The organism is Azospirillum sp. UENF 211521, from assembly GCF_058780535.1.
In genome coordinates, this window is the sequence record NZ_JBSNCF010000001.1 from 3,477,436 (window position 1) to 3,491,266 (window position 13,831).

Sequence of the window (13,831 nt, forward strand, 5' to 3'; positions counted from 1 at the left end):
ACACACGTCATGAAAGAGCGGAAGGATCCGTCCCTTGTCCACACCGCCGTCCACCTCCGGTTCGCCGCACGCCGCGATCAGCCCACCCTCCCCCTGGGTCGCGCGCTTCGCGCCGCTGGTGCGGGCGGGCGGCCCGGTCCTCGACCTCGCCTGCGGGTCGGGACGGCACCTGCGGCTGTTCCAGGGGCGCAATCACCCGGTGGTCGGGCTGGACCGCGACCTGCGCGGCGTGGCCGACCTGTCCGGGGCGGCGGGGGTGGAACTGGTGGAGGCCGATCTGGAGAGCGGAGCGCCGGTGCCGCTGCTGCGCGACCGCCGCTTTGCCGCGATCGTGGTGACCAACTACCTGCACCGCCCGCTGTTCCCTGCGCTCCTCGACGCGCTGGAACCGGGCGGCCTTCTCCTTTATGAGACCTTCGCCCTGGGCAACGCCCGCTTCGGCCGCCCCGCCTCCCCCGCCTTCCTGCTGCGCAGCGGCGAACTTCTGGAGGTGGCGCGCGGGCGTCTCCAGGTCGTCGCCTACGAGCATGGCGAGGTCGCCTCGCCCAAGGCCGCGGTGGTGCAGCGGCTGTGCGCCGTCAACGACCTGCAGGCCGGAAGCGGCCTGGACGGCGACCCGGAGCCCCGCCCCCTGCCGACCTGACGGCCGCATCCCGCGAACATTACAAATCATTCAACATCTGTTCATATGAATTGACGCTTGGGAACGGGGTGACTAGGGTCCGCCCGCGTTTTTGGGGAGTAACCGTCCTTCGCCGCGCGGCGGAGGAGCCTGCGTCAACAGACTCGGTCCAAGCGACCGTGGCGCAGACGGCACCGGCGGGACCGGGCTTGGTGAGACCAACGGCGCGACGTCCCGGAGGGCCATGGGACCGTCGCGCCGTCGGTCCGTCTTGGCCCAGGGGATTCCCGGTTTGACCGCAACCACTCTTCTGCTTCTCGGCTTCAGCCTGTCGGTGGACGCCTTCGCCGCCGCCATCGGCAAGGGCGCGGCGAGCGAGCGCGCGCGGCTGGTCGATGCGCTCCGCGTCGGCGCCTATTTCGGTTTCTTCGAAGCGATCACCCCGGCGCTGGGCTGGATGGTCGGCGTCGCCGTCAGCGCGTGGATCGCCAGCGTCGACCACTGGGTCGCCTTCGGGCTGCTCGCCCTGGTCGGCGGCAACATGATCCGCCAGGGCATGAGGCCGGAGACCGCAGCGGAGTCCGGGGAACAGCCGGCGCGCAAAAGCCAGCTCGGCCCCATGCAGCTCGTCCTCACCGCGCTGGCGACCAGCATCGACGCCAGCGCGGTCGGGGTCAGCCTCGCCGTGGTCGACGTGAACATCGTCCAGGCCTGCGTCATCATCGGTCTGGTGACCGCGGTCATGGCCTTCGGCGGCGTGCTGATCGGGCGCAAGGCCGGCCCCCTGCTCGGCCGCAAGGCGGAGATCCTCGGCGGCCTCGCCCTGCTGGGGATCGGCACCAAGATCCTGGTCGAACACACGCTGTTCTGACCCCGTCCCGGTGCCACCCCGTCAGAATCCAACGCGATCCAGCGTAAAGGCCCGGTCGTGGCTCAGGGCCGGCACCATGCGGCGGGCCTCCTCGACGCGGGCCATGTCCAGCTCCGCCAGGACGAAGCCCACCGCCTCCTCGGCGTCGGCCAGCACCTCGCCCCAGGGGGCGACGATCAGGGAATGGCCGTAGGTCAGCCGCCCCTGGTCGTGGCTGCCGGTCTGGGCCGGGGCCAGGACGAAGCAGCCCGTCTCGATGGCGCGGGCGCGCAGCAGCGTGTGCCAGTGCGCCCGCCCGGTCGGCACGGTGAAGGCCGCCGGCACCGTCAGGATCGCCGCCCCCGCCTGGGCCAGCGCCCGGTAGAGATAGGCGAAGCGCAGGTCGTAGCAGACGGTCATCCCCACCCCGCCCCAGGGCGTCGCGGCCAGGACCGCGCGGTCGCCGGGCCGGAAGGTGGCGGATTCGCGGTAGCTCTCCCCGCCCTTGAGGTCCACGTCGAACATGTGGAGCTTGTCGTAATGGGCAACGGCCCGCCCCTCGGCGTCGAACAGGTAGCTGCGGTTGGCCACCCGCCCGTCGTCGAGCAGGACGCCCAGCGTCCCGGCGAGCAGCCAAGCCCCGGTCTCCCGCGCCAGATCGGCGAAGAAGGGGATCGCCGGATGCTCGTCGGCCGTTTTCACCCGCTCCAGCACCTTGGCGCGGCCCTGGACGATCATGCTGACATTCTCGGGCAGGGCGATGAAGTCCGCCCCGGCGTCGCGCGCCCGGCGGACCAGTTCGCCCGCCGCCTGAAGGTTCGGAAGGATTTCCGTGCCCGCGTTGACCTGGACGCAGGCGGCCTTCAGGACGCCGCTCATCCCCCGATTCCCAGGATCGGGTCGAGCTTGCCGGCGCGGTCCAGCGCGTGGATGTCGTCGGAGCCGCCGTAGGGCTTGCCGTCGATGAAGACCTGCGGGACGGTCATGCGCCCCTCGGCCCGCTGCACCATCTCCTCGCGGCGGCCCGGCTGCATGTAGAGGTCGATCTCCTCATACGCCACCCCCTTGCTGTCGAGCAGACGCTTCGCGCGCGAGCAGTAGGGGCAGAAGGGCGTGGTGTAGATGACGACGTCGGCCATGCGGAGGGCTCCTTGGCTGTTTTGAACGGTTATAAGATCAACCGCCGTAGGGCGTCACCCGTTACGTTGTCATGGCTCACACCCGCGGCTCACGTCTTGACGACGCGCGCCAGGGTCAGCGCGTCCACCCGCTCCGCCCCGGCGCGCAGCAGAACCCGCGCGCATTCCGACAGGGTCGCCCCGGTGGTCAGCACGTCGTCGACCAGGACGATCCGCTTGCCCGCCACCCGCGGCTCCAGCCCCGGCCGGACCGCGAAGGCCCCCTTGACGTTCCGCCGCCGCCCCGAGCGGTCGAGCCCGCCCTGCGACGGGGTGGACCGGCGGCGGACCAGCAGGTCGGGAATCACCGGGCGCCCGGCCTGCCGGCCCGCCGCCTGGGCGAGCAGAGCCGCCTGGTTGTAGCGGCGCCGGAACAGCCGCAGCCGGTGCAGCGGCACCGGCGCCAGCAGGTCGGCATCGGCCAGCAGCTCCGCCCCGGCGCGGGCCATCCAGGCGCCGTAGGCTCCGGCGGCGTGGATGCGGTCGCCGTGCTTGAATCCCAGGACCAGCGGGCGGCTGCCGTCGTCATAGGCCAGGACGGCGCGGGCGCGGGTGAAGACCGGCGGCTCGGCGATGCAGGCGCCGCACAGCGGCTCCCCCTCCAGCGCGAAGTCGAAGGGCGTGCCACAACACGCGCAAGCGGGCGGCGCGATGAAGGTCAGCCCGCTCCAGCACGGCGCGCAGAGGCCGCCCTGCCGGTCCACCGCCCCGCCGCAGCACAGGCAGCGCGGCGGCAGCAGCGTGTCGAGAATTCCCCCCAGAACCCTGGTCGCCAGCCGCTGCGGAAGGGCCATGGCGGCGCGCCCCCCTCCGTTGAACTCAGTTCAGGCCGGCGATGCGGTCGAAGATGACGAAGGTGTAGTCGCGCAGCGCGATGTAGATCGCCGGACCGGTGATGAACAGGATGGCCAGCGTCGCGAAGATCTTCAGGTCCTGCTGCAACGTCGATTCGTTGATGTTGGTCGCCTGCTGGAAGATGGTCAGCAGCATGCCGAGCACCGTGGTGACGACGAGGACCGGGGTGGTGATCTTGATGATGACGATCAGCGCCTCATAGGTGGCGCCGATGGCTTCCTCGATGCCCATGGCAAGCTCCCGCAGGTTCGGCGCCGACCATAGCACGGTGCCACCCATTCGCCGATGGTTGTAGCCCGCCGGGGCTGGGCTATATTGCGGGCATGACCACGCCCGACAGCATGACCGTCTTCGACCGCGCGCTCGTCCGCCGCCGCCGCGACCGCGCCGTCCCCGCCTTTGCCGAGCACGCCTTCCTGTTCGAGGAGGTGGCCGAACGCCTCGTCGACCGGCTGGAGGACGTGGCCCGGCCCTTTCCCACCGCGCTCGACCTCGGCGCCCACGACGGGGTGATGGGGCGGACGCTGCGCGGCCGCAAGGGCGTCGAGACGCTGGTCGCCTGCGACCTCTCCCCCGGCTTCGCCCGGCGGGCCGGGCCGCTGGCCGTCGCCGCCGACGAGGAGTTCCTGCCCTTCGTGCCGGAGACCTTCGACCTCGTGGTCAGCAACCTCAGCCTCCACTGGGTCAACGACCTGCCCGGCGCGCTGGTCCAGGTGCGGCAGGCGCTGAAGCCCGACGGTTTCTTCTGCGCCGCCATGCTGGGCGGGGAAACGCTGCTGGAGCTGCGCCGCTGCCTGTACGAGGCGGAGATGGAGGTGGCCGGCGGCGTGTCGCCCCGCGTGTCGCCCTTCGCCGAGATCCGCGACGTCGGCGGGCTGATGCAGCGCGCCGGGTTCGCCCTGCCGGTGGTGGACAGCGACGTCATCACCGTCACCTACAGCGACGCCTTCCGCCTGATGCGCGATCTGCGCGGCATGGGCGAGACCAACGCCGTCCTGGCCCGCCGCAAGGTGCCGGCCACCCGCGCGCTGCTGTTCGACGCCGCCCGCCGCTACGCCGAGCGCTACGCCGAGCCCGATGGCCGCATCGAGGCGACCTTCCAGATCCTTTACCTCGCCGGCTGGTCGCCGCACGAGAGCCAGCAGCAGCCGCTCAAGCCCGGCTGCGGCGAGGTCCCGCTGGGCGAGGCGCTGAAGGGATCGGCGGAAAAGCTCCAGTAAACCAGAGCGGGACGGCGTTCACCCGATCATCCGGATCGCCATCCAGCCGAGCACCCCGGCGTTCACCACCATGATGACCGGCGCCGCCCGCGCCACCGCGGAGCGCCAAGTGCGCCCCGCGAGATGGCCGGCGAGGCCGACCGCCAGCAGGCTCGGCAGCGTGCCAAGCGCGAAGGCCGCCATGCCCAGCGCGCCGGTCAGCGCGCTGCCGCTGGCCGCGGCCACCGCCACGGCGCCGTAGAGAAGACCGCAGGGGATGAAGCCGAGCGCCAGCCCCAGCCCGTAGCCGCGCCAGCCCGTGGGGTTGCCGAACAGCGGGCGGGCCAGCCGGGAGACCCGGTCGCCCCACCAGCGCTGCACCGCGCCATCGAGCTTGGGCACCCAGGCGGTCAGCCCCTTCACCGCATAGCCGAGGAAGAACAGCGCCGCGAAGGCCAGCAGCGCCACCGACAACCATTTCAGCCCCGGCAGCGCCCCGACATGGCCGGCGACCGCCGCCGCCGCCGCGCCGATCAGGGTGTAGGTGGTGCCGCGCCCCAGATGGTAGGGCAGCACCGCCGCCCCGGCCAGCCGATGGAACTCGCTCATTCGCGAGGCCGGGACCTGCTCCAGCCGGGCGGTGACCTGAGCCAGGACGAAGGGGCCGCACATGCCCGCGCAATGGGTCGATCCCCCGACCAGCCCGGCGGTCAGCAGCGCGACCAGCAGCCCGCCGTCGCGGTCGATGACGACGGCGCACTGGTTGAGGCCGGCGTCGAGAAGCGTCAGGGCCGAGTGGGCGTCCAAGGCGGACCTCCGGTTGGAAGACCGCCCGTGTATAGGGGAAGCCCGCCACGAAGGCCATGACCTGGGTCAACGGGCGCCGGCCGGGCCTTCGGGGTTCAGGTCTCGGAGCCGGACTGCGCCACCTCGTGCACCTCCACCGGCTGGGCGGCGTGGCGGTTCATGATCTCCAGCGCCTGCTGCTCGCGCCCGGCGTCGGCCAGATTGACCCACAGCAGGATGCCGCCCTTGTCGAGGTGCTGGAGCATCGGCTCGTTGCGCTTGTCGGTCAGCCAGTTCGACATGACCGAGCCCATGGCGCCGCCGCCCACGCCCGCCGCCGCTGCTGCGGCCGCCGCGGCCAGGGCCGTGCCGCCGGTCGCCAGGACGGCGCCGGTCGCCAGGATCGCCCCGACATAGGCCGGGAATCCGACCGCCACACCCTTCACGCTGCCGACATCCTCCGGCGAGACGTAGGACTGGCGCGGCGCGTCGGGATCGTGGGCGATGTCCTCCGCCCGCTGCGGCACATGGCCGAGATGATCGCGGATGGTCTGGTCGTTGGCGAGCACGCTCAGCTCATGGCGCTGGAAGCCGGCCAGGGTCAGCTCGTCCACGGCCTTCTGCAGGGCGTCACGGCTGGCGAAGATGCCCACGGCCTCGCGCACGGCGCCGCGCAGATGGCCGGCGGAGCGGTTCGCGTTCACATCGTTCTCGAAGGTCATGGCGGTCTTCCCCTGTTGCGCTTCCCGGTTGAGCTTCAACCATGGGCGCGGAGCGGAGGTTCCCGCCGGGACACCGGGCGGCGTCAGGGCTTTCCCGCGGCGGCGGGCGGAGTCACCACGCCGCGCGGCTCCGGCATGGTGCCGAGGAACCACCACAGGCCCAGCGCGATCAGCGCGGCCTTCACCGCCAGAAACAGGGCGATGTGGCGGGCGAGCGGGTTGCGGACCATGGGCGGCTCCATTGCAGCGGGTCGCCGTCGCCAAACCGGGCCAAACTGGATAGTATCCCCGGCCGAAAGACGGATCGCATTCACACGGATCGCACAAAAGGACGCGCCATGAAACGGTTGCTGATGCTCAGCCTGCTGGCCTTCGGCCTGACCGCCCCCGTCGCAGCGCCGGCCCTGGCCCAGATCAACCTTCTGGAAGGTCCCTCCATGGTCAAGGCGGTGACGTCCAACGACGTCAGCGCGCTGCGGCTGCTGCTGCTGAAGGGGGAGAACCCGAATCAGGTCGATTCCAACGGGCGCCCCGTCCTGCTGGTGGCCATCGGCAATGGCCATCCCGAACTGGTGCGTTTGCTGCTGGACGGCGGAGCCAACCCCAACCGCGCCGACAAGGCCGGCAACACCCCGCTGCACTACGCGGTGGAAGCCGACACGCCGGAGGCGGTGGACCTTCTGCTGGCCAAGGGCGCCAAGGTCGACCAGGACAACCGCCAGGGCATCACTCCGCTGATGACCGCGGCGCGCTTCGGCCGGGTCGATCTGGTGGAGCGGCTGCTGAAGGCCGGGGCACAGGCCGACCGCACCGATTTCACCGGCCGCACGACGCTGAGCTGGGCGCAGGACAGCCGCAACGCCCGCGTGGCGAACCTGCTGCGCCAAGCCGGCGCGCGCTGAGGCCGCGATGGGCGACGCGCCGCTCACCGCCCTCCTTGGCGCCGCCCCCCTGAACGGTCCGGGGCCGCTGTTCCTGCTGCTGCTGGCCCTGGCCATCGACGCCGCCGCCGGCGACTGGATCGGGCGCGTCCTGCCCGACCCGGCGGCGCTGGCGCAGCGCGTCTGCGCCTGGGCCGACCGGCGGCTGAACCGGGTGGAGCGCGGCAAGACCGCCCGCCTGCTGCGCGGCGCGCTGGTCGTGCTGGCGCTCGTGCTGGCCGCCGTCGCCGTCGGCCTGATCGTCGAGCGGATCGGCGCGCAGAGCCGCGGCTGGCTGCTGGAACTGGCGGTGATCCTCGCCACCCTGCGCGGGCGGAGCGCCTGGGCGCGGGTGCGCGCGGTGCGCCGCGCCCTGGACAAGGGCGGCGTCGCCCCGGCGCGGGAGGCCGTCGCCCCGCTCACCCGCCGCCACGCCTTCAGCTTGGACGAGCACGGCATCGCCCGCGCCGCCATCGAGGCCGCCGCCAAGGGCTTCGCCCGCAAGCTGGTGGCGCCGGTCTTCGGCTACGCCCTGCTTGGCGTGCCCGGCCTGCTGGTCTGGGCGGTGGTCGACGGCGCCGACACCGCGCTGGGCCACGCCGGTGTGCGGCACGCACGCTTCGGCCAGACCGCGGCGCGGCTGGACGACGCGCTGAACGCCATCCCGGCGCGGCTGGCCGCGCTTCTCCTGGCGCTGGCCGCGCCCTTTGCCGGAGCGAAGGCCGGCGGCGCCTTCCGCACGATGATGCGGGACGGCGGCAAGGCGGCCTCGCTCAACATGGGCTGGCCGACCGCCGCCATGGCCGGCGCGCTGGGGCTGGCGCTGGGCGGGCCGCACCGCGACGGCGGCGTGGTCATCACCGAACCCTGGATCGGCGAGGGCCGCGCGCGGGCCACCGCCGCCGACATCGGGCGGGCGCTGGCGGTTTACGCCGTGGCCGGGTTGATCCTGGCGCTGCTGGTGGCGCTGCTGCTGTGGGGGATCGCGGGCCTGTAAAGCGCGGGTGTGGGGGGACAAGGCTCCACACGGATTGCACGGACGATTTCACGGATTACACGGATTTTTATTTATTCGTCCACTGCCATCCCTTGTGCCTCGCGCAAGAGAAGCTGGCTTCCGATGTATACTATAAAAAAATCCGTGAAATCTGCGCGTCGATCCGTGAAATCCGTGTGAAGTCTTGCCCGTCACGCCACGACTTGCCCAAGAAAAAGGCGCGGCCCCGAAGGACCGCGCCTTTTTTATGTCAGCGGGGAACCGCTGTTACCACTTGGACGCCCGGTGCGCCGGCTTGCCGCCCTGGGAGTCGCGGCGGGCGTGGCCGCCGTGCTCGTTGCGGGCATGGTCGCTGCGGCCACCATGCTCGTTGCGGTTCATCGGACGGCCCTGCGGACGGCCACCCGGGGCGCCGTTCGGCTTGCCGCCCTCGGCACCGCCGTTGGCGTTGCGCACCCACGGCTTCTTGTTGTAGCCGCCGCCATTGCCACCGCCCGGACGACCACCCGGACGCCCCGTCGGACGACCGCCGCCGCCGGTCTGGAACGGACGCTGCGGCTCCAAACCCGGAACGACGTGGATGTCGAGGCGGGTGCCGGTGTAGCGCTCGATGCGGAACAGGGCGTCGCGGTCGGCGCGGGCGGCGAAGGAGATCGCCACGCCCGAGGCGCCCGCACGGCCCGTGCGGCCGATGCGGTGGACATAGTCCTCCGCCGAACGCGGCAGGTCGAAGTTGATGACGTGGGTGATGTCGCGCACGTCGATGCCGCGCGCCGCCACGTCGGTCGCCACCAGCAGGCGGACCTGGCCGGTGCGCAGGCGCTGGAGCGTGCGGTTGCGCTTGAACTGGTCCATGTCGCCGTGCAGGGCGGCGGCGGCGTGGCCGGCGTCGCTCAGCTCCTCGGCCAGCGCATCGGCGTCGCGCTTGGTGGCGGCGAAGATGATCGCCTTGCCGACCTCGGGCAGGTCCGCGAAGTGCTTCAGCAGGCGGCGCTTATGGTCCATGTCGTCGGCATGGTGCAGGCGCTGCTCGACGTTCACCGAGGTGGTGGCGCTTTCCACGGCGACGCGCACCGGGTTGCGCAGCAGGTTGCCGGCGAGCTGGGCCATGCGGCGGTCCAGCGTGGCGGTGAACAGCAGCGTCTGGCGGGTGTCCGGGCAGCACTTGGCGATGGTTTCCACATCGTCCAGGAAGCCCATGTCGAGCATGCGGTCCGCCTCGTCCAGGATCAGCACCTCGACGGCGCTGAGGTCGATGCGGTTGCGCGACACGTGGTCGAGCAGACGGCCCGGCGTGGCGACCATGACATCGACCGCGCGCGACAGCAGGCGGAGCTGGTCGCGGTAGGGCATGCCGCCGACCACGTCCACGATGTTGTACTTCATGAACTTGGCGTATTTGCGGGCGGCGTCGGTGACCTGCTTGGCCAGCTCGCGGGTCGGGGCCAGCACCAGCACGCGCGGGGCGGCCACGCCGAGGCGCGGCAGGTCGACGGTGCGGGTCAGCGCCGGCAGCATGAAGGCGGCGGTCTTGCCGGTGCCCGTCTCGGCGGTCGCCAGGATGTCGCGGCCTTCCAGGGCCGGCGGGATCGCCTCGGCCTGGACCGGGGTCGGGGTGTTGTACTCGAACGCCTCAAGCGCCTTCACGACGAGCGGGTGGACGCCCAGCCCGGCGAAAGCGTTGGGGGTAACGGTGTCGGTGGTGTCGGTCACGGTTGCGTCGGCGACGGCGGTCTCGGTGACAGAGGCCTCGGTGGCAACGGTCTCGACAACGAGGGCGTCAGCGGCGGTCATTTCGATGGACGACAAGTAGGGTAACCTTTCCTCAGGACCAAGACGGCGCACGGCCGCCGCACCAGGATGGTGAGCGGTGGAACGCCGGCGTTTTCGCCGGGAGGAGGTCGGAAGAGGGAGAGGCGTCTGTCCGAAGCTACGGGTGGCCGGGTCCCAAGGAAGGCCATCCCGAAATATCAAAGCGCGTCTCGCTCAAGAGACGCGCGAGCCTCCAGCGATCAAGACGCCTTACATAATGGGTTGCGCTGCACAATCCAAGAAGATTCTTTCACGCCCCTGGTCGAGTCGTGTCCCCGGGAGCGGGTGCCTGCCGTGCGCGCAGCGCATCGCGGATCTCCTCCAGCAGAACCTCCTGGCGTGGCGGCGCCTTCGGCTTGGAATCGTGCAGGAAATGCAGGCGGTTGACCTGCCGCACGATGAGGAACAGCGCCCCTGCCACGATGAAGAAGTTGATGAGCGCGTTGATGAAGCGGCCGTAGTTGATGGTCGCCGCCCCCGCCGCCTCCGCCGCGGCGAGGCTCTCGTAATGGCCGCCGGACAGGTTCAGGAAGTAGTTGGAGAAGTCGATCCCGCCCATGACCCAGCCGATGGGCGGCATCAGCATGTCCTTGACCAGCGAGTTGACAATGCCGGTGAAGGCCGCGCCGATGATGATGCCGACGGCCAGTTCCACGACGTTGCCGCGGCTGATGAAGGTCTTGAATTCCTGCAACATGGCTGCGCTCCCGCTTGTTGACCGGAAGAACGCCACAGCCCAGCCGAAGTTTCCAGGGCCGCGAAAGGAAAGGGGCCGGACCCTGCGGCCCAGCCCCCCCCCGGAATGTTCCTGACGGCGTTCTGCGCGGCGGCGCTTAGCCGACCTTGCCGTGGCAGTGCTTGTACTTCTGGCCCGAGCCGCAGGGGCACGGCGCGTTGCGCGGCGTGTTCGCCCAGGCGTTGGGGTCGGCCCCCGGCACCACCGAGGCGACAGCCTCGCGACGGACCATGCCGGCGGGCAGCGGCGCGTCGGCCGGCGGGTAGCCCTGGGCGGCCCCGGCTCCCGCCTCGGCCATCGCCAGCGCCGGATCGTCGCGGCCCTCGTGCATCTCCTGCGGCGGGCGGGCGTACAGTTCCTCCGGCTGCGGGGCGATGCGGATCTCGACATGCATCAGCACGGCGGTCACCTGCTCGCGCAGGGTCGACAGCATGGTCTCGAACAGCTCGAAGGCTTCCCGCTTGTACTCGTTCAGCGGGTCCTTCTGGGCGTAGGCGCGCAGGGAAATGCCCTGGCGGAGATGGTCGAGCTGGAGCAGATGATCCTTCCATTCCTGGTCGAGGATCTGCAGCAGCAGGCTCTTCTCCACATGGCGCATCGTCTCGGCGCCGTAAGTCTCCACCTTCTCCGCGTATTTGCGGTCGGCGGCCTCGCGGACGCGCTCCTCGATCTCCGGCTCGGCGATGCCCTCTTCCTTGGCCCAGTCGGCGACCGGCAGGTCCATGCCCAGGAGGCGGTTCACCTCCTCATGCAGGCCGGCGATGTCCCAGGCCTCGGAGTAGGAGTTCGGCGGGATCGCCTTGTTGACCATGTTGGAGACGACCTGATGGCGCATCTCCAGGACGGTCTCGGCAATGTCCTCGGTGTCCATGATCTCGCGACGCTGCTCATAGACGACCTTGCGCTGGTCGTTCATGACGTTGTCGAACTTGAGCAGGTTCTTGCGGACCTCGAAATGGTGGGCCTCGACCTTGGTCTGGGCCTTCTCCAGCGCCTTGTTGATCCAGGGGTGGATGATCGCCTCCCCCTCCTTCAGGCCCAGGCGCTGCAGCATGCCGTCCATGCGCTCCGACCCGAAGATGCGCATCAGGTCGTCGTCCAGCGACAGGAAGAACTTCGACGCGCCCGGATCGCCCTGGCGGCCCGAGCGGCCGCGCAGCTGGTTGTCGATGCGGCGGCTCTCGTGCCGCTCCGTGCCGACGACGTAGAGGCCGCCGGCCTGCTTGACCAGCTCGCGCGCCTCGGCGACCTCGGCCTCGATCTGCTTGACCTTGGCGTCGCGCTCCGGCCCCTCGGGCAGGTCGGCCAGCTCCATCTGGATGCGCATCTCGACGTTGCCGCCGAGCTGGATGTCGGTGCCGCGGCCGGCCATGTTGGTGGCGACCGTGACGGCGCCCGGACGGCCCGCCTGCGCGACGATGTAGGCTTCCTGCTCGTGGTGGCGGGCGTTCAGCACGTTGTGCGGGATGCCGCGCTTCTTCAGCAGCTCGGCGATCAGCTCCGACTTCTCGATGGAGGTGGTGCCGACCAGCACCGGCTGCTGGCGCTTGCGGGCGTCCTCGATCAGGTCGGTGATCGCGTCGTACTTCTCCGACGCCTTGCGGTAGACCTCGTCGTCCATGTCCTTGCGCTGGACCGGCACGTTGGTCGGCATGTCCACGACCTCGAGGCCGTAGATCTCCGCGAACTCCGCCGCTTCGGTCATCGCCGTGCCGGTCATGCCGGCCAGCTTCGGGTAGATGCGGAAGTAGTTCTGGAAGGTGATGGAGGCCAGCGTCTGGTTCTCGCGCTGGATCGTCACCTTCTCCTTGGCCTCCAGCGCCTGGTGCAGGCCTTCCGAATAACGGCGGCCCTCCATCATGCGGCCGGTGAACTCGTCGATGATGATGACCTTGTCGTCCTTGACGATGTAGTCCTTGTCGCGCTGGAACAGCGTGTAGGCGCGCAGCGCCTGCTGGGAATGGTGGACCAGCGCCACGTTCTGGATGTCGTACAGCCCGCCCGCCTTCAGCAGCCCAGCTTCGGACAGAAGCTGTTCCATATGCTCCTGCCCGGCCTCGGACAGGCTGACCGTGCGGTTCTTCTCGTCCAGCTCGTAGTCGTCCCGCGTCAGCTGCGGGATCAGGCGATCCACCTGCACGTACATTTCCGACGAATCGGTCGACGGGCCGGAGATGATCAGCGGGGTGCGCGCCTCGTCGATCAGGATCGAGTTCGACCTCATCGACGATGGCGAAGTTGAAGGGCCGCTGGACCATGTCCTCCAGCCGGAACTTCATGTTGTCGCGCAGATAGTCGAAGCCGAATTCGTTGTTCGTGCCGTAGGTGATGTCGGCGGCGTAGGCGGCGCGGCGCTCCTCGTCGTCCAGCCCGTGCACGATGCAGCCGGTGGTCAGGCCGAGGAAGCCGTAGATGCGTCCCATCCAGGCGCTGTCGCGCGAGGCCAGATAGTCGTTCACGGTGACGACGTGGACGCCCTTGCCTTCCAGCGCGTTCAGGTAGACGGCCAGCGTGGCGACCAGCGTCTTGCCTTCGCCGGTGCGCATCTCGGTGATCTTGCCCTGGTGCAGCACCATGCCGCCCATCAGCTGCACATCGTAATGCCGCTGCCCCAGCACGCGCTTGCCCGCCTCGCGCACGGTGGCGAAGGCGTCGGGCAGGATGGCGTCGAGCGTCTCGCCCTGCGACAGCCGGCCGCGCAGCCAGTCGGTGCGGGCGCGCAGGGCGTCGTCGGAAAGCGCCGCCAACTCGGGCTCCAGCGCGTTGATCTGCTGGACGGTTTTTTGCAGCGCCTTGACCGTGCGCGTGTTGGCGGTGCCGAAAATCTTGCGGGCGAGCGCACCGAACATGAAAACCTCGGGGGTGGAACGTCGTGAAGCCGGCTTTTTGACCGGTCTCACATAGGCCCGAAGCAAGTTTCTGTCAACGAGACCCGCCCCTTTGCCCGGCCCTTTGCCGCGCGCATCGCGGGGGTGCGGGCTCCGCATGGGGTGTGGAACGGCGTGCGGCGCGCCCTGGAAGCACCACCGTTCCGCCGCCATATCGCCTTGAACAGGATGGAAGCAAGGCGGCATGGCCGTGCATCACGACCGCTTGCCCCGCGCCGCGAACCCATGCTTAATCCCCCGCGGATTCGGGCGCGGGGCCGGATCGT

14 protein-coding genes, 1 pseudogene and 1 riboswitch are annotated in these 13,831 nt (G+C 70.1%); of the genes and pseudogenes, 5 read left to right on the forward strand and 10 right to left on the reverse strand.

The window, feature by feature from the left end; genetic code table 11:
- Positions 1–34 precede the first annotated feature (34 nt).
- Both ACWPN5_RS16350 and ACWPN5_RS16355 read left to right on the forward strand, forming a co-directional pair.
- The gene (locus ACWPN5_RS16350) at positions 35–643 is read left to right on the forward strand and encodes a class I SAM-dependent methyltransferase (protein WP_492296296.1); all 609 of its coding nucleotides are present in this window, start codon (positions 35–37) and stop codon (positions 641–643) included.
- 79 nt (positions 644–722) lie between these two features.
- A riboswitch (yybP-ykoY riboswitch) is annotated at positions 723–833 on the forward strand.
- A gap of 81 nt (positions 834–914) precedes the next feature.
- Positions 915–1,493, forward strand: a complete 579-nt coding sequence (locus tag ACWPN5_RS16355; RefSeq protein WP_186465974.1) for a manganese efflux pump MntP — start codon at positions 915–917, stop codon at positions 1,491–1,493.
- 21 nt (positions 1,494–1,514) lie between these two features.
- On the opposite strand, the gene ACWPN5_RS16360 is transcribed toward ACWPN5_RS16355, so the two are convergent.
- From ACWPN5_RS16360 to ACWPN5_RS16375, 4 genes are all read right to left on the reverse strand, one after another.
- Positions 1,515–2,351 carry a carbon-nitrogen hydrolase family protein gene (locus ACWPN5_RS16360; protein ID WP_492296297.1) on the reverse strand — a complete coding sequence of 279 codons (837 nt, stop codon included), beginning with the start codon at positions 2,349–2,351 and terminating at the stop codon, positions 1,515–1,517.
- A complete protein-coding gene (gene grxC, locus ACWPN5_RS16365) occupies positions 2,348–2,611 on the reverse strand; it encodes a glutaredoxin 3 (RefSeq protein WP_014239199.1) in 264 nt (87 codons plus the stop codon). Before grxC ends, ACWPN5_RS16360 begins: the two co-directional genes overlap by 4 nt.
- 89 nt (positions 2,612–2,700) lie before the next feature.
- Positions 2,701–3,444 carry a ComF family protein gene (locus ACWPN5_RS16370; protein ID WP_492296298.1) on the reverse strand — a complete coding sequence of 248 codons (744 nt, stop codon included), beginning with the start codon at positions 3,442–3,444 and terminating at the stop codon, positions 2,701–2,703.
- Positions 3,445–3,469: 25 nt separating this feature from the next.
- Complete coding sequence (locus tag ACWPN5_RS16375; RefSeq protein WP_035669536.1) at positions 3,470–3,736, reverse strand: flagellar biosynthetic protein FliQ; 267 nt, start codon at positions 3,734–3,736, stop codon at positions 3,470–3,472.
- A gap of 92 nt (positions 3,737–3,828) precedes the next feature.
- Here ACWPN5_RS16375 and ACWPN5_RS16380 point away from each other — a divergent pair, with 92 nt between their 5' ends.
- Positions 3,829–4,725 carry a methyltransferase domain-containing protein gene (locus ACWPN5_RS16380; RefSeq protein WP_145681249.1) on the forward strand — a complete coding sequence of 299 codons (897 nt, stop codon included), beginning with the start codon at positions 3,829–3,831 and terminating at the stop codon, positions 4,723–4,725.
- An 18-nt stretch (positions 4,726–4,743) separates the two neighbouring features.
- Here the strand turns inward: ACWPN5_RS16380 and ACWPN5_RS16385 are convergent, their stop codons facing one another.
- The 3 genes from ACWPN5_RS16385 to ACWPN5_RS16395 form a co-directional block, all read right to left on the reverse strand.
- Positions 4,744–5,511: a sulfite exporter TauE/SafE family protein gene (locus ACWPN5_RS16385; RefSeq protein WP_014239195.1), complete on the reverse strand. Its 768-nt coding sequence runs from the start codon at positions 5,509–5,511 to the stop codon at positions 4,744–4,746.
- A 95-nt stretch (positions 5,512–5,606) separates the two neighbouring features.
- On the reverse strand, positions 5,607–6,212 hold the full coding sequence (locus ACWPN5_RS16390; RefSeq protein WP_492296299.1) for a hypothetical protein: 606 nt from the start codon (positions 6,210–6,212) through the stop codon (positions 5,607–5,609).
- A gap of 83 nt (positions 6,213–6,295) precedes the next feature.
- Positions 6,296–6,442: a hypothetical protein gene (locus tag ACWPN5_RS16395; protein ID WP_172428305.1), complete on the reverse strand. Its 147-nt coding sequence runs from the start codon at positions 6,440–6,442 to the stop codon at positions 6,296–6,298.
- 108 nt (positions 6,443–6,550) lie between these two features.
- Between ACWPN5_RS16395 and ACWPN5_RS16400 the strand changes: the two genes are divergently transcribed.
- Positions 6,551–7,114 (forward strand): ankyrin repeat domain-containing protein, encoded by a 564-nt coding sequence (locus tag ACWPN5_RS16400; protein ID WP_200477683.1) that lies wholly within the window; start codon positions 6,551–6,553, stop codon positions 7,112–7,114.
- 7 nt (positions 7,115–7,121) lie between these two features.
- Entirely contained in the window at positions 7,122–8,129 is a 1,008-nt protein-coding gene (locus ACWPN5_RS16405; RefSeq protein WP_492296300.1) for a cobalamin biosynthesis protein, read from the forward strand.
- Positions 8,130–8,396: 267 nt separating this feature from the next.
- On the opposite strand, the gene ACWPN5_RS16410 is transcribed toward ACWPN5_RS16405, so the two are convergent.
- The 3 genes and pseudogenes from ACWPN5_RS16410 to secA form a co-directional block, all read right to left on the reverse strand.
- Positions 8,397–9,938, reverse strand: a complete 1,542-nt coding sequence (locus ACWPN5_RS16410; protein ID WP_247888137.1) for a DEAD/DEAH box helicase — start codon at positions 9,936–9,938, stop codon at positions 8,397–8,399.
- Positions 9,939–10,191: 253 nt separating this feature from the next.
- Positions 10,192–10,638, reverse strand: a complete 447-nt coding sequence (mscL, locus tag ACWPN5_RS16415; RefSeq protein ID WP_145681243.1) for a large conductance mechanosensitive channel protein MscL — start codon at positions 10,636–10,638, stop codon at positions 10,192–10,194.
- Between the two features lie 136 nt (positions 10,639–10,774).
- Positions 10,775–13,526 (reverse strand): annotated as a pseudogene (gene secA, locus ACWPN5_RS16420) (preprotein translocase subunit SecA).
- Positions 13,527–13,831 lie beyond the last annotated feature (305 nt).

Bases quoted from the DNA above. Each gene is read 5' to 3' on its own strand.
- ACWPN5_RS16400 (WP_200477683.1), top strand. From the start codon at position 6,551: ATGAAACGGTTGCTGATGCTCAGCCTGCTGGCCTTCGGCCTGACCGCC.
- mscL (WP_145681243.1), bottom strand. From the start codon at position 10,638: ATGTTGCAGGAATTCAAGACCTTCATCAGCCGCGGCAACGTCGTGGAA.
- ACWPN5_RS16370 (WP_492296298.1), bottom strand. From the start codon at position 3,444: ATGGCCCTTCCGCAGCGGCTGGCGACCAGGGTTCTGGGGGGAATTCTC.
- ACWPN5_RS16405 (WP_492296300.1), top strand. From the start codon at position 7,122: ATGGGCGACGCGCCGCTCACCGCCCTCCTTGGCGCCGCCCCCCTGAAC.
- ACWPN5_RS16360 (WP_492296297.1), bottom strand. From the start codon at position 2,351: ATGAGCGGCGTCCTGAAGGCCGCCTGCGTCCAGGTCAACGCGGGCACG.
- ACWPN5_RS16390 (WP_492296299.1), bottom strand. From the start codon at position 6,212: ATGACCTTCGAGAACGATGTGAACGCGAACCGCTCCGCCGGCCATCTG.
- ACWPN5_RS16380 (WP_145681249.1), top strand. From the start codon at position 3,829: ATGACCACGCCCGACAGCATGACCGTCTTCGACCGCGCGCTCGTCCGC.
- ACWPN5_RS16375 (WP_035669536.1), bottom strand. From the start codon at position 3,736: ATGGGCATCGAGGAAGCCATCGGCGCCACCTATGAGGCGCTGATCGTC.
- grxC (WP_014239199.1), bottom strand. From the start codon at position 2,611: ATGGCCGACGTCGTCATCTACACCACGCCCTTCTGCCCCTACTGCTCG.
- ACWPN5_RS16395 (WP_172428305.1), bottom strand. From the start codon at position 6,442: ATGGTCCGCAACCCGCTCGCCCGCCACATCGCCCTGTTTCTGGCGGTG.